13 protein-coding genes and 1 pseudogene are annotated in these 17,252 nt (G+C 67.0%); 6 read left to right on the forward strand and 8 right to left on the reverse strand.

The window, feature by feature from the left end; translation table 11 throughout:
* Nucleotides 1-3: 3 nt before the first annotated feature.
* From ygeW to NTZ26_01500, 8 genes are read right to left on the reverse strand one after another with little or no spacing between them, the layout of a single operon-like run.
* Nucleotides 4-1,197, reverse strand: coding sequence for a knotted carbamoyltransferase YgeW (gene ygeW, locus NTZ26_01465; GenBank protein MCX6559159.1), 1,194 nt, complete (start codon nt 1,195-1,197; stop codon nt 4-6).
* A 10-nt stretch (nt 1,198-1,207) separates the two neighbouring features.
* Nucleotides 1,208-1,690 carry a (2Fe-2S)-binding protein gene (locus tag NTZ26_01470; GenBank protein MCX6559160.1) on the reverse strand — a complete coding sequence of 161 codons (483 nt, stop codon included), beginning with the start codon at nt 1,688-1,690 and terminating at the stop codon, nt 1,208-1,210.
* Nucleotides 1,687-3,933 carry a xanthine dehydrogenase family protein molybdopterin-binding subunit gene (locus NTZ26_01475; protein MCX6559161.1) on the reverse strand — a complete coding sequence of 749 codons (2,247 nt, stop codon included), beginning with the start codon at nt 3,931-3,933 and terminating at the stop codon, nt 1,687-1,689. The genes NTZ26_01470 and NTZ26_01475 overlap by 4 nt, the downstream gene beginning before the upstream one ends.
* Nucleotides 3,921-5,291 carry an amidohydrolase family protein gene (locus NTZ26_01480; GenBank protein ID MCX6559162.1) on the reverse strand — a complete coding sequence of 457 codons (1,371 nt, stop codon included), beginning with the start codon at nt 5,289-5,291 and terminating at the stop codon, nt 3,921-3,923. The genes NTZ26_01475 and NTZ26_01480 overlap by 13 nt, the downstream gene beginning before the upstream one ends.
* The gene (thrC, locus tag NTZ26_01485; GenBank protein ID MCX6559163.1) at nt 5,292-6,518 is read right to left on the reverse strand and encodes a threonine synthase; all 1,227 of its coding nucleotides are present in this window, start codon (nt 6,516-6,518) and stop codon (nt 5,292-5,294) included.
* Between the two features lie 9 nt (nt 6,519-6,527).
* Nucleotides 6,528-7,733, reverse strand: a complete 1,206-nt coding sequence (locus NTZ26_01490) for a YgeY family selenium metabolism-linked hydrolase (protein ID MCX6559164.1) — start codon at nt 7,731-7,733, stop codon at nt 6,528-6,530.
* Nucleotides 7,734-7,749: 16 nt separating this feature from the next.
* Entirely contained in the window at nt 7,750-9,081 is a 1,332-nt protein-coding gene (ssnA, locus tag NTZ26_01495) for a putative aminohydrolase SsnA (GenBank protein MCX6559165.1), read from the reverse strand.
* Nucleotides 9,082-11,568: an FAD-dependent oxidoreductase gene (locus tag NTZ26_01500; GenBank protein MCX6559166.1), complete on the reverse strand. Its 2,487-nt coding sequence runs from the start codon at nt 11,566-11,568 to the stop codon at nt 9,082-9,084.
* A gap of 207 nt (nt 11,569-11,775) precedes the next feature.
* Between NTZ26_01500 and NTZ26_01505 the strand changes: the two genes are divergently transcribed.
* From NTZ26_01505 to NTZ26_01530, 6 genes and pseudogenes are all read left to right on the forward strand, one after another.
* Nucleotides 11,776-12,216 carry a cytidine deaminase gene (locus tag NTZ26_01505; protein MCX6559167.1) on the forward strand — a complete coding sequence of 147 codons (441 nt, stop codon included), beginning with the start codon at nt 11,776-11,778 and terminating at the stop codon, nt 12,214-12,216.
* Nucleotides 12,217-12,220: 4 nt separating this feature from the next.
* A pseudogene (deoC, locus tag NTZ26_01510) lies at nt 12,221-12,877 on the forward strand (deoxyribose-phosphate aldolase).
* Nucleotides 12,878-13,061: 184 nt separating this feature from the next.
* On the forward strand, nt 13,062-14,831 hold the full coding sequence (locus NTZ26_01515; protein MCX6559168.1) for an aldehyde ferredoxin oxidoreductase family protein: 1,770 nt from the start codon (nt 13,062-13,064) through the stop codon (nt 14,829-14,831).
* On the forward strand, nt 14,791-15,120 hold the full coding sequence (locus NTZ26_01520) for a MoaD/ThiS family protein (GenBank protein ID MCX6559169.1): 330 nt from the start codon (nt 14,791-14,793) through the stop codon (nt 15,118-15,120). Before NTZ26_01515 ends, NTZ26_01520 begins: the two co-directional genes overlap by 41 nt.
* Before the next feature lies 1 nt (nt 15,121).
* Nucleotides 15,122-16,465, forward strand: coding sequence for a thymidine phosphorylase (locus NTZ26_01525; GenBank protein MCX6559170.1), 1,344 nt, complete (start codon nt 15,122-15,124; stop codon nt 16,463-16,465).
* Nucleotides 16,462-17,199, forward strand: a complete 738-nt coding sequence (locus NTZ26_01530; protein MCX6559171.1) for a YjjG family noncanonical pyrimidine nucleotidase — start codon at nt 16,462-16,464, stop codon at nt 17,197-17,199. Before NTZ26_01525 ends, NTZ26_01530 begins: the two co-directional genes overlap by 4 nt.
* Nucleotides 17,200-17,252: the final 53 nt, after the last annotated feature.

Genomic DNA, 17,252 nt, shown 5'->3' on the forward strand with positions numbered 1-17,252 from the left:
ACCTCAACGGATGCGCGGCGTCGCCGCGTCGGCCAGTCGGAGCAGCGACGCTTGCGGGTCCGGCATGCGAGTCAGGAAGATCAGGGCGGCGATGACAAAGGGCTTCCACGATGCTTCGTGGTAGGTCTCCAGCCGGTAGCGCTCGAAGACCTCCCGGCTCACTTCCCCCTGCGGGCAGGACACGCCGCTGATGTCCGCCGGGAGACAGTGCATATAGAGGGCCGATCCGCCGGCCGTGCGCTTCATCAGGGCTTCGTCGCAGGACCACGCTTTATGGCGGGCATTCTCTTCCAGGCCTTCTTTTTCGAGCGCCTGCAGTCCCGCCCGGTCCGTGTTTCGCAGCAGCTCGGTGCGCCGCTTGGCGATTCGCATCGGCGTCCAGGACTTGGGATAGACGATCTCGGAGCCGTCGAAGGCCTCGGCCATGTTGTGGCTGACCCGGAAGGCGCCTCCGGCGGAGGCAGCCCCCCGCTTGGCTTCGTCCATCACCTCGGGCAGCAGGTCGTAGCCTTCGGGATGGGCCAGCGTCACGTCCATCCCCAAGCGGGGGAGGAGGCCGATCAGGCCCTGCGGCACGGAGAGAGGCTTGCCGTAGCTCGGCGAGTAGGCCCAGGAAATGACGAACTTCCGGCCGCGTAGCCCGGCGAGCCCGCCGAAGCGCCGTTCGAGATGCAGCAGATCGGCCAGCGTCTGGGTTGGATGGTCGATGTCGCACTGCAGGTTGATCACCGACGGGCGCCGCGAAAGTGCGCCCTGCTCGTATCCCTCTTGCAGGGCCGCGGCGAAGTCGCGCATATAGCGATGGCCTTCGCCCAGGTAGATATCGTCGCGGATGCCGACGGCCTCGGCCAGGAAAGAGATCATGACGGCCGTCTCGCGGGTCGTCTCGCCGTGGGCGATCTGGGACTTGGCCTCGTCCAGGTCGGACAGCGTCAGGCCGAGCGCATTGGCGGCCGAAGCGAAGCTGAAGCGGGTGCGGGTAGACTGGTCGCGGAAGATCGAGACGGCCAATCCCGTGTCGAAGAGACGCAGCGACCGGCCCGCTTCGTGGAGCGTCCGCAGGCATTGGGCCGTGAGCAAGATCGAGCGGATCTCTTCGAGCGAATGCTCCCAAGTCAGCAGAAAGTCGCGATTGGCGAGATCGGCCTGCAGCCCGGCCAATTCGCGCAGTCTATCGTCTAATGTCGGTTCGTTCATGCAGGCACTCCTATTTCCGGTAGCTCGGGGCGGCGGCCAGGATGGCGTCGATGATCTGCTGGTAGCCGGTGCAGCGGCAGAGATTGGCCGAGATCGATTTGCGCACATCGACGCGGCTCGGCTCGGGGTGCTTCAGCAGGAAGGCGTGGGCGGTGAGGACCATGCCCGGCGTGCAGAAGCCGCATTGGATGGCGCCGTGATCGATAAAGGCCTGTTGCAGGGGATGCAGGCCGCCGTCCGCCGGTGCCAATCCCTCGATGGTCGTCAGGCCGTGTCCGAGGACATCGGCGACGAGGGTGCGGCAGGCGCGCAGCGGCTTGTTGTCGACCAGGATGGTGCAGGCCCCACAGGCGCCTATGCCGCAGCCGCGCTTGGCGCCGGTCAGGTCCAGGTCTTCACGCAGGTAGGTTAGAAGGCTCTTGCGCCGGTCGCGGGCCGAAACGCGCAGACTGCGGCCGTTGATGACGAGATCGTGTGCGGCGGCTGACTTCATTTCTCACCGCCGATGGGCAGCTCGAAACGACGCCGCCCGGTGGCGTGATAATAGGCGTTGGCGATGGCCGGGGCCATCAGCTCGTTGGCCGGTTCGCCGATGCTCTTGGCGCCCGAGGGCGACAGGGGATCGCGGTTTTCCACGATGATGGCGGTCATCTCCGGCAGGTCAATCGAGCGCGGGATATGGTAGGTGTCGAAGTTGAGCGATCGCAACCTCCCCCCGTCCATCGCCACCGTCTCGAAAAGGCCGTATCCGGCGCCCATGGCCATGCCGCCGTAGAATTGGCCGAGAAGCGCCGCTCGGTTGACGGCCCGGCCGACGTCGTGCGCGGCCCAGGCGTTGAGCAGGCGGATGCGGCCCGTGCGGCGGCCGACCGTGAGCTCCACCGCCTGGCAGCCGTAAACCCAAGTGAAGTAGGCCTTCCCTTGGCCGCAGGATTCGTCCCAATCCACTCGCGGCGCGGGGAAGACGCCGAGGGCGTAGGGGTATTTCTGATCTCGGTAGCGGCGCCGCGCCGCCTCGACGAAGTCGACGTCCCGCCCATCGGGCGCGATCAGGCGGCCGCCGATAAAGCGAACCGTCTCCGGACTACAGCCGAGCTCGTCGGCGACGGCCCCGGCCATCTGCAGGCGCACCGTCGCCGCGGCACGGCTGACCGCGCCTCCGCCCATAATCGTCGCCCGCGAGGCGACCGTGGTGCCGCTGTCGGGCACCGACGAGGTCGATGATGGACGGTAAACGATGCGGCTGCGGTCGAGGCCAAGTTCCTCGGCCAGAAGCAGGATCATGGCGCTCTCGGCGCCTTGCCCGTTCTCGTGGATGCCCGTCTCGAGCAGGACCGACCCGTCGAACTGGACGCTGACCACAGCGGCGCAGAAATCCGTGCCTTCGGCGCCGAGGCTGACGCCGCGGTAGCTTATAGCCAGGCCGATGCCGTAATAGTCGTCCTCGCCGCAGCCGCGGGACGAGCGCTTCAGCTTGTCCTCGTAGCCGCTTGCGGCCAGGACGCGATCGAAGACCTCGGACAGGCTGACGGCGTGGCCGTCGAGGACCTGTCCGGTAATCGTAGGGCTTCCCTGGCGGACCATGTTGCGCCGGCGGAATTCAACACCGGAGAGGCCCGCCTTTTCGGCCGCCATCTCGGCGAGCTGTTCCACGGCGAAATTCACTTGGGGCGAGCCGAAGCCGCGCATGGCGCCGGTGAAGACGTGATTGGTATAGACGCTCGACACTTCCCCGTCGACGTTGGGGACAACGTAGGGGCCGCAGCACTGCACGGTCGAACGCCAGGTCACCCAGGGCGAGACGGAGCAATAGGCCCCGCCGTCGGCGATCATGCGGCAGTGAACGGCGCGGATGAGCCCGTCGGCGCCGACGCCCATGCGGTAGCGCATGAGGTAGGGGTGCCTCTTATAGCTCTCGCGCATCGACCACTCGCGGTCGTAGGTCATCTTGACCGGCCGCCCCGTGAGCTGCGCGGCCAAGGCCGTCCGGGCGCAGATGAGCGCCGCCGTGTCGTCCTTGCCGCCGAAGCCGCCGCCCATGGGCGTGCCCACGACCTCGATCCGGGCCAGGGGCAGGCCGAGCAAATCGGCTACGAAGCGGCGGGTGGAATACGGATGCTGCATGCTGCCGCGCACCTCGACGACACCGTCGTCGCGCACCCGGCAGAGCGCGGCTTCCGGCTCGAGATAGCCGTGCTCGATAAAGGGGGTCCGGAATTCTTGCTCGATGACAAAAGCCGATTCGGCCAAGCCGGCGTCGATGTCGCCCCGGCGGATGACATGGCGGTGGATGAGGTTTGTACCGTGTTCCTCGTGGACGAGCGGGGCGCCCGGGGTCAGAGCCGCTTCGGGGTCGAGGACTTCGGGCAGGGGCTCGGCCTGGACTTTCACAAGGCGAGCTGCGGCGAGGGCTTGCGCCCGGGTTTCGGCTACGACGATGGCGACCACGTCGCCGTGATAGCGGATCTTGTCGTCGGCCAGGACATGGAGGTCCTTTAAGATCTGGCCGGCCCGGTTGTTTCCGGGGATGTCCCGGGCGGTAAGGACGCGCACGACGCCCTTGGATTTGGCCGCGGCTTTGGTGTCCACCGCGATCAGCTTGGCGTGGACGAAGTCGCCGTAGACCGGAACGGCGTGGAGCATGCCCGGCAGCTTGAGGTCGTCGGTGTATCGAGTCCGCCCCGTCACCTTGGCCGCGGCGTCGTTTCTCCAGGCTTTATCTTTCAGTTCGTCCATAGGCACCTGCCCGAGGGCGCTTCCGCCCTCGCCCTCTCGCCATCGGTCACCAGCGGCCGGCCTCGCAGGAAGAGATGGCGCAGTCGCAGCGGGCTGCTGAACCCAGGGTAGGTCTCCGAGCTGCCGGCGTTGCCCGAAGACAGAGGTTCCTCTCGGTCCGTCAACTCGAACACCGCTACATCCGCGTCCAGGCCGGGATCCAGCGCGCCTTTGCGCGCCTCAAGCCCGGCCAGGCGGGCCGGATGCGCAGCCAGGCGCAGGCTCATCTCGGCGAAGGCCCGCTCCGGCCGCTCTTGATCCAGGGCGAAGGCCAGTCGCGGCAGGGAGCCGATTCCGGCCAGGCCCATGGGCGCGGCGGTCAGGTCGTCCCGGCCGCGATCTTTATCATCGACGGAAAATGCGCAGTGGTCGGTGGCGTAGGTGTCGAAGGCCCCCGCATGGGCCATTTCGCGCAGGCGGGCGACGCGGGCCGGGTCGCGAAGCGGCGGCGTGCAGAGCCAACGATGGCCGTCCTTGCGCCGAAGCCAGGAGTCGTCGAGAAATATATAATGGGGGGCCGTCTCGCAAGAGAGGCGCGCTCCCGCCCGCATCCGATCCCCGGCGCGAAGGATGGCTTCCGCGGCTTCCGGCGTCGAGACGTGCACGATGTGGAACCAAACCCCGGTCGAGGCCGCGATTTCGGCCACGCGCTCGACTGCCTTCAGCTCGGCCTCGGGCGGCCGAAGCCGGGCATGGTCCGCGGCGCGAAGAGGCGATCCCGACGCGACTTTCGCCTTGGCTCGGATCAGGACGTCCTCATCCTCGGCGTGAACCAGGATGCGCGCGCCGCCCGGCCCCAAACGCTCGGCAATCTCTTGCAGCCTCGCGTATGACGTGTAGAGGCCGTTCTCGCGGTAGGTCGTGTAAAATTTAAAGGTGCGCCGGCCCGATTCCAAGTGATGGAGGATTTCCGTCCAATCGGCTTCCGAGAAGCGGGTCGGAGTCAGGTGCCAGAGATAGTCGCAGAAAGAATGTCCGGCGGCCCGACCGGCAGCGCGCTCGACGGCCGCGGCCAGGGATTCCTCCGGCCTCTGGATGATAAAGCCGCCCAGGGTCGTGATCCCTGCAGCGGCCGCGGTGCGGCTGCCGCTTTCCCAGGTGTCCGCGAGCCGATAGCGCCCGATGACGTCGTCGATGTGCACGTGCAGGTCGATGAGCCCCGGCAGCACGTGGCAGCCGCCGGCCTCGACGACGCGGGCGCCTCCGGCCAGGCCGCGGCAGTCGCCGACGGCGGCGATGAGGCCGTCTTCGATCAGGACGTCACCCGGAGCCTTTTGGCCTCGCGAATAAATCGTCCCGCCGCGGAGAAGGGTCTTCATCTATGCCTCCGCCGGCTCCTCGGGCAGGGCCGCGAGATCGGCGGGAATCGCCTCGGGGATGCGCAGCCGCGCCAGCGGAGCCTCGATGTCCTTCAGGCCGTGTCCGGTGACGAGCAGAACAATCTGCCAGGCGGGATCGAGCCGTTCCCGGGCTTCGTCGGAGAGGAGCGCCGCTGCGGCCGCCGCCGCCGCCGGCTCGGCAAAGATTCCGGTGTGGTCGGCCAGCAGAGTCTGCGCCTCCATGATGCGTTCGTCGCTGACCGTCAGCGAGAAGCCGCCGCTCTCCTGTACGGCGCGGCGCGCAAGGTCCGGGTTGCTCGGCACCGAGACCGAGATCGAATCGGCGATGGTCGAGGGGGACGCGGCGGGCCGGAAAGACCCGTTGACGATGAAGTCGTGGATCGCGGCCGATGACTCGGCTTGCACGGCGACGAGGCGCGGCAAGCGGTCGCAGAGCCCCGCGGCGCGCAAGTCGCGGAAGGCTTTGTGAATGCCGCTGATGATGACGCCGTCTCCGACCGGAACTACGATGGCGTCAGGGACCCGAAGCCCGTTTTGAGCAAAAATCTCCAGGCCGGCGGTCTTCTTGCCTTCGATCGTCAACGGGTGATAAGCGGTGTTGCGGTTCAGGCCGCCGCGAAGCCGGGTGTATTCGAGCGATAGGCGGAAGGCGTCGTCGTAGCTGCCGCGCACCGGGAGGACCCGGGCGCCGCAAATGAGCATCTGGACCAGCTTGGCCCGGGGCGCCGATTGGGGGACGAAGATGACCGCTCGGCGACCCGCGGCGGCGCAGACCGCGGCCAGGGAGCTCGCGGCGTTGCCGGTCGAGGCGCAGACGACGGTGCTCTCGTTCAGGCGCGCCGCTTCGGCGACGACCAGAAACGAGGCCCGGTCCTTGAGCGAGCCGCTGGGGTTGAGGCCGTCGTTTTTGATCCAAAGATCGGTCCAGCCCAGGCGCTCGCCCAGCCGCGGGGCAGGAGCAAAGGGCGTGTTTCCCGCCGGGTAGGCGGGGTAGTACTCACGCTCGACCGGCGAAAAAAGATCCCAGTCGGGCCGCGAAGGCTCGAAGCTCCGGGCAATGCGATCGTAATCGAAATCGACCTCGAGCACGCCGCAGAGCGGCATCCCCGGCACGTATTCCCGCCCGCAGTCGAGGCAGAGATAGCGGACCTCGTCCCGGGCATAGGTCCGGCCGCAGCGGCTGCAGCGATATTGGAATTCGGTCATGATGGGGGGTCAGCCTTTGTCCGCCAGGGTCGCCGCCAGGGCGGCGTAGAAAGCAGCGGCGAGGATCAGATCCTCGACCGGGCAGAATTCGTCGACGGCATGCGCCTGCGGCTCGTTGCCGGGGCCGAGCCCCAGGCAGGGGATGCCGTAAGGCGGCGTGATGCCGACGCCGTTGGTGCTGAAAGTCCACTTGTCCACTTTGGGCGGCCGGCCGTAAAGGCCTGCGAAAGCCGAGACCGCGGCCGTGAGCCAAGGCGAGCGTTCCTCAAGGGTCCAGGTGGGGAAATACTTTTCGTAGGGCACGATCTTCCCGGTGTGGGAGGGCTCGCGATACTCGGGAACAACCACCTCGGCTTCGGCAACGCCGGCCCGGGCGGCCGCCGCGCGCACTTCGGCGACGGCGCCGGCCTTGGTCTCGCCGGCGGTCAGGCGCCGATCGAGGTGGAGCCGGGCCGAGTCGGGTACGGCGCAAAATGAAGGCGAATCGGAGGCAATCTCGGTCACGGCGACCGTACCCTTGCCGAGGAACGCGTCGACAGCCAGCCTCTCGTTGAGCTTCTCGATTTCCAGGGCCAGGCGTGCGGCCTTGTAGGCGGCGTTGTCGCCGCGCTCGGGCGCCGAGCCGTGGCAGCTCCGGCCGCGGAGCCCGATCTCGATCTCCATGCGGCCGCGGTGGCCGCGGTAGATATTCAGGCTGGTCGGCTCGGTCAGAACGACCAACTCGGGCCGGATCCGCTCTTCCTCGACCAGATATTTCCAGGCCATCCCTTCGCAGTCCTCTTCCTGGACGCTGCCGATGAAGAGCAGGGTCAGGCCGCGGTCCAAGCCCAGCTCGCGGACGATGCGCCCGGCGTGGACCATGGCGGCCAAGCCGCCCTTTTGGTCGGCGGCGCCGCGCCCCCAAACTTTGCCCTCGGAGACATGCGCGGCGAAAGGATCGAACGACCACTGCGACCGGTCGCCCGGCAGAACCGTGTCCACATGGGCGTCAAAGGCGACGACACGCGGCCCGCTGCCGATGCGGCCGATGACGTTGCCCAGCCCGTCGATGCGGGCTTCGTCGAAGCCGAGCCGGGACATCTCGGCGGCGATGCGCGCCGTGACCGGCCCTTCCTGGGCGGAAGGGGAGGGGATGGCAACCAGATCGACCAGAAACGCGGTCAGCTCCGGTTCGCCTTTCCTGGCCTTATCTAAAATCGCCGTATAGTCGATCATGGGAGGGACTCTCTTTTCAAAAACGCTTCCAAAGGGCTGTCGCTAATTCGCGGCCGCGGGCGGCGGCCCGCTCTTCATCGATCCCCAATTTTAAGACCTTGTTTTCCATAAGCACTCGGCCCGCGACGATCGTGGTGTCCACCGTCGCTTGCGACACGCCGAAAACGAGATGGCCCAGGATGGAGCCGGCGTCGAGCGGGGTCGGAGGGTCGTAATCGACCAGGATAACGTCGGCCGGGCCGCCCTCGCGGATCTTGCCCAGGGGCAGGCCCCAGACGCGCTCGGCGATCGCCGGGTTGCCCGAAAATAGGGCCCCGGTCGCTTCCATGAAGCCCTGCGACGGATCGCGTCGGCCGTAATGCTGGGCCCAGACGGCGACCCGCAACTCCTCGAGCATATCCACGGTCATGGCGTCCGTGCCCAGTCCGACCAGGACGCCGGCAGCCGTCATGGCCGTGATGTCGGCGATGCCCACGGCGTTGTTCAGATTGGACTGGGGGTTATGCACGACCATCGTGCCCGTCGAGGCAAGCGTCTCGATCTCGGCTGGATCGACGTGCACGGCGTGGGCCGCGATCGTCTTGGAGCCGAGGATGCCATGGCGCTGCAGCCGCTCGACGACCCGGACGCCGTGCTTGGCCAGGCAGTCGTCCTGGTCGCCGGCGGCCTCGGCGCAGTGGATGTGGCAGCCCACGCCCAAGTCGACGGCCAGAATGGCGGCGCGCGTCAGCGTCTCGTCGGAGAGGGTGAAAGAGGCATGCAGGCCGACCAGCGCTCGCAGGTGCTCGCCGCCCCGCTCCCGGCAGAGGCGCACTGCGGCGGCATTCTCGGCCAGGCCTTCGTCGGCGGCTTGCGGGCCGTCCCGGTCCGAAATCTCATAAGCCAGCCCGATGCGCAGGCCCGTTTCCAGCCCGGCTTCGGCGATGCGCTCCAGCGATCCCGGGATCGCCATGGGGCTGGCGTGATGATCGATCAGGGTCGTAGTGCCCTTGCGCACGGCGGCCAGCATCATCAGCAGGGCGCTGGTGTAGGTGTCTTCGAGCGTCAGCTTGCGGTCGAGCCTCCACCAGAGGTTGCGCAGTATGCCGTCGAAATCGTGGGCCGGGGCGGCCTTGCCCAGGCCGCGCACCAGGGTGCTGTAGAAATGCATATGGGAGTTGATGAGGCCCGGCATGACCAGCTTGCCCCGGGCGTCGATGGTGGGCACGTTTTTGGCGGGCAGCTCGTTCACCGGCGCTATTTTGGTCACCCTGCCGTTTTCGATGAGCAGGCCGCAACCGTCGAGCAGGGCGAAGTCGCTGCCGCCCGTGAAGAGAGGCCCGTTGATTATCCGCAGGCGATCGGCCATTCAATCCTCTCTTAAGATTTTTCGTTCCGCTTGGCTTCGCTCGCGCATCGACAGCGCCCCGGCGAAGCAGCGCTGGACGCAAAGCGAGCAGCCGATGCAGCGAGCCGGGTCGGTTTTGGGGACTTTGCGGCGATCGAGCTCGATCGCTTGGTAGGGGCAGCGGCTGCAGTTGCCGCAATGAACGCAGAGGCGGCGGTCCACGGTCGAAATGCGCTTCTCGGCCGTGAGGTCGGGGAAATCGCGGATGGGCTTCGGTAGGGCCCGGCCGATAAGCTCCGCAACGGACTCGAGCCCCAGTGCCTCCAGCAGCCCGCTCAGCCCGGCGTGCAGCTCTTCGACGATCTCGACCCCGTAATGCAGGGCCAGGGTGCAGAACTGCACCGTCTCGGCCCCGAGGGCCAGGAAATCGGCGGCCTGGCGGTAATTCATCGGGCCGCCGTTGCCCGAGATGCGGCAGCCGAGGCCGGCTGCCTTGGCCAGAGTCAAGTTGCTGATGGGCAGGATGCCTTCGCCGGAGAGGCCGACGACGATGCCCTCGTCCCATTCCTCCTTGGCGCCCGGCCGGAAAGCCAGGCCGGGGAAAGAGTTGGCCAGCGTCACTCCGGCCGAGTGGCCCGGATGAAGGTCCAAGGCGGCGCGGGCGGCCTGCAGGATCGGGGCGATGGCCGTCACGGCGCCGGTCAGCTTGAAGAGCTTCGGCACATCAGGCCGCGAAGCGCCGGACAGCACCCAATCGATGATTCTTGCCGTCAGATCGGCGTCCTGCGAGACGATGTCACCCTTGGTGCCGTCCCCGCCCTGGGGGCAGGACAGGCTGTACTCGATGGCCATGGCCCCGGCCGCTTCGAGCTTCCGGGTGTTGGCCTGCCAGACGGCGCGGTCACGTTCGGGAGCGCCGGTAACCGGGCCGCCGGTCGAGGCGATGGTCAGGCGGTCGGGAAACTCGCGGTTAAGAGCCTCGATCTCGCGGCAGACGCGGTCCAGGGCGTGGCCCGAGACGTTATCGCAGTTGCCGTAGGTGCCGCGGCCGAGGACGAACATGTAATCGGCCGGGATGTGGATCGGCAGGCCGTCGAAGGCCGTTTTCAAAACACCGCCGGCCCAGCCGGCCTTGTAGGCCAGGCGCATTTGTTCGAGGCCGTCGCTGGCGGGGGAGGCCGAAAGGAGGAAGGGCGAAAGGATCTTCCGGCCGAAGAAGTCCGCGGTGAGGGGCACGGGCCGCAGGTTACGACCGGGCATGATGATGCGGCTTTTGCCGGCGGTCTGTTTGGGGGTGCGTTTGCGGGCGATGCCGTCCAAGGCGCGTTGGGCGGCGTTCTTGCCCGAAGCTACGGCGGAGACGACCGTGCCCGGCCCCTCGGCCATGTCTCCGGCGAAGTAGAGACCGGGAACTTCCGTGACGGCGAGCCGGGAGCGGGCGCCGATGGCGACGATGATCTCGTCGTAGCTCCGTGAGAAGGCCGGCTGCTTCGAATCGGGGATCATGCGGCCCGGGCTGAATGACTGACCCTTGGGCAGGCGCATGGGCTGGATGCGGGCGGATGATCCGCGCCCTGCGGGGCGGATCGCGGTTACGGCCGCGCGGCCGGTGATCAGGATGCCGGCCCGAAGCAATCCCGCCCTCTCGTGGGGTTCCAGGGGCATCTCCCCGGGTGTCTCCAGACAGATCATCTCGACCGAGGCGCCGCGGCGATCGGCCGTCTCGGCGCAGTCGGCGGCCACGGCGCCGCCGCCGATGACGGCAACATGCCGGCCGACCATGGACCGGGAAATTGGTTCAGCCAAAAAACCGATCCAGTCCCGCGTCCGCTCTTCGCCCGAAATTCCCAGGCGCAACGGCAGGTCCAGCCCGGTGGCGACGACGACGGCGGCAAAGCCTTGCCCGAGCAGCGCTTGCGGCTCGTCCACGGTTCGGCGGCAGCGGATGCGAATGCGGCCCAGCCCCGAGAGAAAGCGAATATCCGAGCGCAGGACATCCTGCGGCAGGCGGTCGGCGGGAATGAGGTTGGCCATGCCTCCGGCGCGGATCCCGCGCTCGAAGACCTCGACGTCCAGCCCGTACTGCGCCAACAGCGCCGCCGCGGCGAGCCCGGCCGGTCCGGCGCCGACCACGGCGGCCCGCAAGCCCGTCTCCGGCCCGGCCGTGAATCGGGGCATGATCCGTAGTTTCTTGGCCCGGCGGATGATCTCGGCTTGCACGGCGGGGATCCGGACGGGCGAGTCCACGCCTGCTTTAACGCAGGCCTGGACGCAGTACTTCTCGGGGCAGGCGGCGCCACAGACGCCGCCGAAGGGATTGGCGCCCATGATCAGCGCCGCGGCCCGGCGATAGTCGGAGGAAGCGCCGACTTTTGCCGCCATGATGAAGTCGGCCGGAGAGACGTCGGCCGGGCAGGCCTCGCGGCAGGGCTTTTCACGGCAAAATTCGCATTTATCGACTTCAGCCTTGAATTGGGCCTCGGTCAGGAATTCGCCGCTTTTGTTCATGCCTGCCTTCCGTTTTTGGCGGCCGCCCCCATTCGATCCGTCCGGCGGCGGGTCCGGGGACGCTTCAGAGTCCCGCATCGCCGCGGGACAAGCATAGATTCCGCCCTCGGGTATGTCAAGGATGGCGGGGAGCTCTTTCCCTTGCTTTATTCCGGCCGCGAATCTACAATTCCGGCGCACCGCCCTCTCTCAGGGCGCCGGAGGAACATGGCCGATCACAAAGCGGAATTGCTGGCGGCGGCCCGGCAGGCGCGCGAAAAAGCCTACGCTCCCTACTCGCTCTTCCCCGTCGGCGCGGCCGTCCTCGGCTCCGGCGGCGGGATCTATAGCGGCTGCAACGTCGAAAACGCCTCCCTGGGGCTGACCTGCTGCGCCGAGAGGAACGCCATTTTCGCCATGGTCGCCGCCGGGGAGAGGATCATCAAAGAAATCCTGGTCATCGGCGGCACCGCGGAGGTTCTCCCTCCCTGCGGCGCCTGCCGGCAGGTCATCGCCGAGTTCGCCGAGCCGACCGTCGTCGTCCATATGTGCGACCGCTCGGGCGCCGGCCGATCGACCACGGTCGCCGAGCTCGTGCCGTTCCTCTTCCGCTTGAAAAAAAGAGCCCCCGCCCGGGCGCGGGGCCGGAAACGACCCGTCGGAAAATAAGACGATGATCGACTTGAGCCGGGACGCGCTGGTCAAAATGATCGACCATACCGAGCTCTCGGCTCATTCCGGCGAGAAGAAGATCACCAACCTCTGCGACGAGGCTCGCGCCTTCGGCTTCTATGCCGTCTGCGTCAACAGCGCCTACACCCGCTTCGTCAAGGAGCGCCTCGCCGGAAGCGGCGTGCGGACCTGTATTGTGGCCGGCTTTCCGCTCGGGGCCGGCACGAGCTCCGCCAAGGCTTTCGAGGCCGGCGAGGCCGTGGCGAACGGGGCCGACGAAGTGGACATGGTGGTCGCCGTCGGGGCGCTTCGGGACAAGAGGCTCGATTTCGTCCGCGACGACATCCGGGCCGTGGTCGAAGCCTCCCGGCCGGCGCTGGTCAAGGTCATCCTTGAGACCTGCTACTTGACGGACGAGGAGATCGTCGCCGGCTGCAAGCTGTCCGTCGAGGCCGGAGCCAAATTCGTCAAGACCTCGACCGGATTCGGGCCTTTCGGCGCTTTCCCGGACCATGTCCGGCTCATGCGCCAAACCGTGGGCCCCGATATCGGCGTCAAAGCCTCGGGCGGGATCCGCAACTTCAAAGAGGCCTGGCGGCTGATCCGGGCCGGGGCCTCGCGACTGGGATTGAGCGCCAGCGTTGGGATCGTCGAGGGGCTGTCGCTCTACAAGTTCGCCCCGGCCGCCTTCCTGGAGGAAGAGATTCCCTGCCACATCTGCCCATCGCGCTTCGCCAGCCTCGACAAGCAGCCCAAGGCCGTCTACGCCTACTACAAAAAGAAATGCCTGACCTGCCCGCACCTCGCGACGTACAACCGGTTCTACGAATAGGGAAGACATGATGCACGGCTGGATCGGAAAAATCGTCAAGATCGACCTGGGGCGGGGGACGCGGGAGACCGTCGACGTCGGCGACGCGATGCGGCGCCGCTACCTCGGCGGCCGCGGCCTGGGCGTCAAGCTGTACGGCGATCTCTTCCCGGATCCGATCGACCCCTTGGGCGACGACAACGCCCTGATCTTCATGACCGGTCCCTTGACCGGGACGATGATGACCTCGGGCCGCTTCCAGATCGTCTCGCGCTCGCCCCTGACCGGAACCATCTGCGACTCCAGCTCCGGCGGCGTCTTCGGCCAGGCGCTCAAGGCGGCCGGAGTCGACGGGCTGATCATCCGGGGCCGGGCCGCGGCACCCGTCTATCTTCTCGTCCAGGACGGCGAAGTCGAGATCCGCGACGCCGCGGCGTTTTGGGGGCTCGACACCCAGAAGACGCAGAAGGGCATCCAAGCCGAGACGCCGCCCCGGACCTCGGTGGCCTGCATCGGCCCGGCCGGTGAGAACGGGCTCCTCTTCGCCGCCGTCATGAACGACAAGGACCGTGCCGCCGGCCGCGGCGGGATGGGCGCCATCATGGGCGCGAAGAACCTGAAGGCGGTCGCCGCCGCGGGCGCCCGGTCGGTGGAGATTGCCGACCCGGCCGGTTACAAGGACCTGGCGGCCCGTGTCGACCGGGCCGTCGACAAGAACCCGGTGACCGGCAAATCGCTGCAGCTTCTGGGCACGTCGGTGCTGGTCAACATCATCAACGCTCACGGCATGTTCCCGACCGAGAACTTCCGGCGCGGCGTGTTCAACGACGCCGAAGGCACGAGCGGCGAGAAGATCGCCGAAACGCTGCTGCAGCGTCAGAGCGCCTGCTATAAGTGCCCGATCGGCTGCGGCCGCACGACCAAAACCCGGGATATGCAGGGCGAAGGGCCGGAATACGAAACAGTCTGGGCCTTCGGCGCCCATTTGGGGATCAGCGACCTGACTGCGATTACCGAGGCCAACTACGCCTGCAACGAGCTGGGGCTTGACACCATCACTATGGGCAGCACCCTCGGCTGCGCCATGGAGCTTCGCGACGTCGGCGCCTGGCCGGAGGGCCCGCGTTGGGGCGAGGCCGGCAAGCTTCGGGAATGGGTGACCGACACGGTCTACCGGCGGGGGATCGGCGCCGAGCTGGCTTTGGGCTCGAAGCGGCTGGCGGCTAAATACGGCCGCCCCGAGCTGGCCATGCAGGTCAAAGGGATGGAGATTCCGGCTTACGATCCGCGCGGTGTCCAGGGCATGGCCCTGTCTTACGCCACGTCCAATCGGGGCGGCTGCCATATGCGGGCCTATATGATCGCCCCCGAAATCCTCGGCCACCCTGTTTTCCTGGACCGCTTTTCCACCGCGGGCAAGGCCGAGCTCGTGGCCTTGTTCCAAGATATCTCGGCTATGGTGGACTCGACCGTTCTCTGCCGCTTTCTGCAGTTCGCCCTAGGGATCTCGACCTTCACCGAGATGCTGCGCACGGTCACCGGCCTGGATTTCAGCGACGAGGAGCTGATGGCCGTCGGCCGCCGCATCTATACTCTGGAGCGGCTCTTCAACAATCGGGCCGGATTCGGCCGCGGCGACGACACCCTGCCGCCGCGGTTTTTCAACGAGGAGCTGGCGACAGGGCCGTCGCGCCACCGCCTGGTGCGGCTCGACGAGATGCTCGACGATTATTACGCCGTCCGCGGCTGGGACAAGAACGGTGCACCGTTGCCGCAAACCCTGGCCGAGCTGGGGCTATAGCTTGGCCGGGACGATCTCCGTCAAGTTCTACGGGCTCCTGCGCCGCCGCGTGAGGGCCGCCGCCGTGGAAATCGAAGGCGACGGCTTGCCGATTCTGGACCTGCTGCGCAGGGCGGAAGAAGCGGCCGGGGGGAGCTTCCTGGACGAGCTTCTGGACCGGGATGTTGGGCTGTTGACCGGGACCATCATCCTGGTCAACGGCGAGAACATCCGCCTCCGGGAAGGCTTGGAGACGAGAATCGGAGCCGGCGATCATATCGATCTTTTCTCGCCCGCCGGCGGAGGCTGATATGGCGACAAGCGGTATGTACGAGATCATCTCCAAGAAGCGCGATGGCTTGGAGCTAGACAGGGACGAAATCGATTTTGTGGTTTCCGGCTATGCCAGGGGCGAGATCCCGGACTACCAGGTCGCGGCCTGGCTGATGGCCGTCTACTTGCGCGGCTTGAATGAGAGGGAGCTGGCCGACCTGACCGACACGATGCTCGCTTCCGGGGAGTGCATCTCCTTGGACGGAGTGCCCGGCAAGTCGATCGACAAGCACAGCACCGGCGGCGTCGGCGACAAGATCAGCTTCGTCGTCGCCCCTCTGGTCGCCGCCTGCGGGGTGCGGGTGCCGATGCTGTCCGGCCGTGGCCTGGGCCACACCGGCGGCACCCTGGACAAGCTGGAGGCCATCCCGGGACTGAACGTCTTCCTGACCCCCGAGCGATTTCGCGGTGTGCTGGCCGAATGCGGGATGGCTATCTGCGGTCAGACCGACGCCATCGTGCCCGCCGACAAAAAAATCTATGCCCTGCGCGACGCCACGGCCACCGTCGGCAGCATTCCGCTCATCGCCTCGTCGATCATGAGCAAGAAGCTGGCCCTGGGGACCGACGGCATCGTCCTGGACGTGAAGACCGGCAGCGGCGCTTTCATGAAAGACGAGCAGGACGCGCTGCGCCTGTGCCGGGCCATGGTCTCGATCGGCGAAAAGGCCGGCCGCCCCACCCTGGGCTTCATCACCAGCATGGACCAGCCTCTCGGCTGGGCCGTGGGCAACGGCCTGGAGATCGTCGAATCCATCGAGGCCTTGAAAGGCCGGGGCCCCGAAGACGTCATGCAGGTCTCCACCGCCCTCGGCTACGGCATGCTCCGGGCGGCGGGGCGGGCGACGAGCTATGCCCAGGCTTGCGACCTATTCAGGGAGGCCATCGCCTCGGGCCGGGCCCTGGAAGTCTTCCGGCGCTTCATCGCCGCCCAGGGAGGCGATCCCAGGGTCTGCGAAGATTATTCGCTCTTACCCGCCGCCCTGCAGCAGTCGGAATACAAGGCCCCGGCCGCGGGCGTTATCGAGGCCATCGATTCGTTCCTCGTCGGCATGGCCGCCATCGAGACGGGGGCCGGCCGCCGGAGAAAAGAGGATGCGGTCGGCTACGGCAGCGGCTTCGTCTTTCGGGCCCGCGTTGGCGACCGGGTCGAGCGGGATCAAGGCCTGGTCACCGTCCACAGCGATCGCCCGGAGTGCACGGCGGAAGTCCTGGAGCGCTTGGGCGAGGCGATCCGGATCGGTCCCGGGCCCGCGGCCGCGACGAAGATGATTCTGCACATGGTGGATAAAGACGGCGTCCATCCTTGGAACAACGGATGACGATGGGCACGAAATACAAGGGCATATTTTTCGACGCGGACGACACCCTCTTCGACTACCCGCGGGCCGAGCGGGCCGCCCTCAAGGCTTGCCTTCGCGAATTCCATATCCGCGTCGAGCTCGGCATTTTTCTCGAAGCCTACCGCCGCCACAACCTCGACGTCTGGCGGGCCTTCGAGCGCGGCGAGACTGATCAGGTTCGTCTGCGCGTCGAGCGCTTCCGCCGCGTGGCCGCGGAGCTCGACCTGGCGGATCTGCCCTTGGAGAGGATCAGCGTCTACTACCTGGAAGCCTTGTCCGGCCAGCCGCCCCTTTTCCCCGGGGCTTTGGCGACGGTGCGATCCTTAGCCCGCAGGTACCCCCTGGCCCTCATCACCAACGGCATCGCCTCGGTCCAGCGCCGGCGCTTCGCCGCCTCGCCCATCACCCGGTTTTTCAAGGCCGTGGTCATCTCCGAGGAAGTCGGGATCGCCAAGCCCGACCCGCGGATCTTCGCGCCCGCGCTCGAGACGACCGGCCTCGCCGCGGCCGACGTCCTCTTCGTCGGCGACAGCGTGACCTCGGACATGGCCGCCGCCCGCAACGCCGGCATGGATTTCTGCTGGCTCAATCCCGGCCGGATGCCCGTTCCGGACGGACATGCCCCAGCCTTCGTTATTGAGGCCATCCGGGAGCTTCCCGGCTGTCTTGCCCTTCCCTTAAGCCAACGACTCGGGCAAAAGGCGGCGGACTGAGAATCTCTCCGGCTGCCATACGTCCTTAATAGTGATGAAGATCGATGGTGAAG

Source organism: Candidatus Aminicenantes bacterium (assembly GCA_026393855.1).
Classification (GTDB): Bacteria; Acidobacteriota; Aminicenantia; order Aminicenantales; family UBA4085; genus UBA4085.

Excerpts from the sequence above, each read along its gene's own strand:
- ygeW (MCX6559159.1), bottom strand. The coding sequence starts at position 1,197 with ATGAACGAACCGACATTAGACGATAGACTGCGCGAATTGGCCGGGCTG.
- NTZ26_01470 (MCX6559160.1), bottom strand. The coding sequence starts at position 1,690 with ATGAAGTCAGCCGCCGCACACGATCTCGTCATCAACGGCCGCAGTCTG.
- NTZ26_01475 (MCX6559161.1), bottom strand. The coding sequence starts at position 3,933 with ATGGACGAACTGAAAGATAAAGCCTGGAGAAACGACGCCGCGGCCAAG.
- NTZ26_01480 (MCX6559162.1), bottom strand. The coding sequence starts at position 5,291 with ATGAAGACCCTTCTCCGCGGCGGGACGATTTATTCGCGAGGCCAAAAG.
- thrC (MCX6559163.1), bottom strand. The coding sequence starts at position 6,518 with ATGACCGAATTCCAATATCGCTGCAGCCGCTGCGGCCGGACCTATGCC.
- NTZ26_01490 (MCX6559164.1), bottom strand. The coding sequence starts at position 7,733 with ATGATCGACTATACGGCGATTTTAGATAAGGCCAGGAAAGGCGAACCG.
- ssnA (MCX6559165.1), bottom strand. The coding sequence starts at position 9,081 with ATGGCCGATCGCCTGCGGATAATCAACGGGCCTCTCTTCACGGGCGGC.
- NTZ26_01500 (MCX6559166.1), bottom strand. The coding sequence starts at position 11,568 with ATGAACAAAAGCGGCGAATTCCTGACCGAGGCCCAATTCAAGGCTGAA.
- NTZ26_01505 (MCX6559167.1), top strand. The coding sequence starts at position 11,776 with ATGGCCGATCACAAAGCGGAATTGCTGGCGGCGGCCCGGCAGGCGCGC.
- NTZ26_01515 (MCX6559168.1), top strand. The coding sequence starts at position 13,062 with ATGCACGGCTGGATCGGAAAAATCGTCAAGATCGACCTGGGGCGGGGG.
- NTZ26_01525 (MCX6559170.1), top strand. The coding sequence starts at position 15,122 with ATGGCGACAAGCGGTATGTACGAGATCATCTCCAAGAAGCGCGATGGC.
- NTZ26_01530 (MCX6559171.1), top strand. The coding sequence starts at position 16,462 with ATGACGATGGGCACGAAATACAAGGGCATATTTTTCGACGCGGACGAC.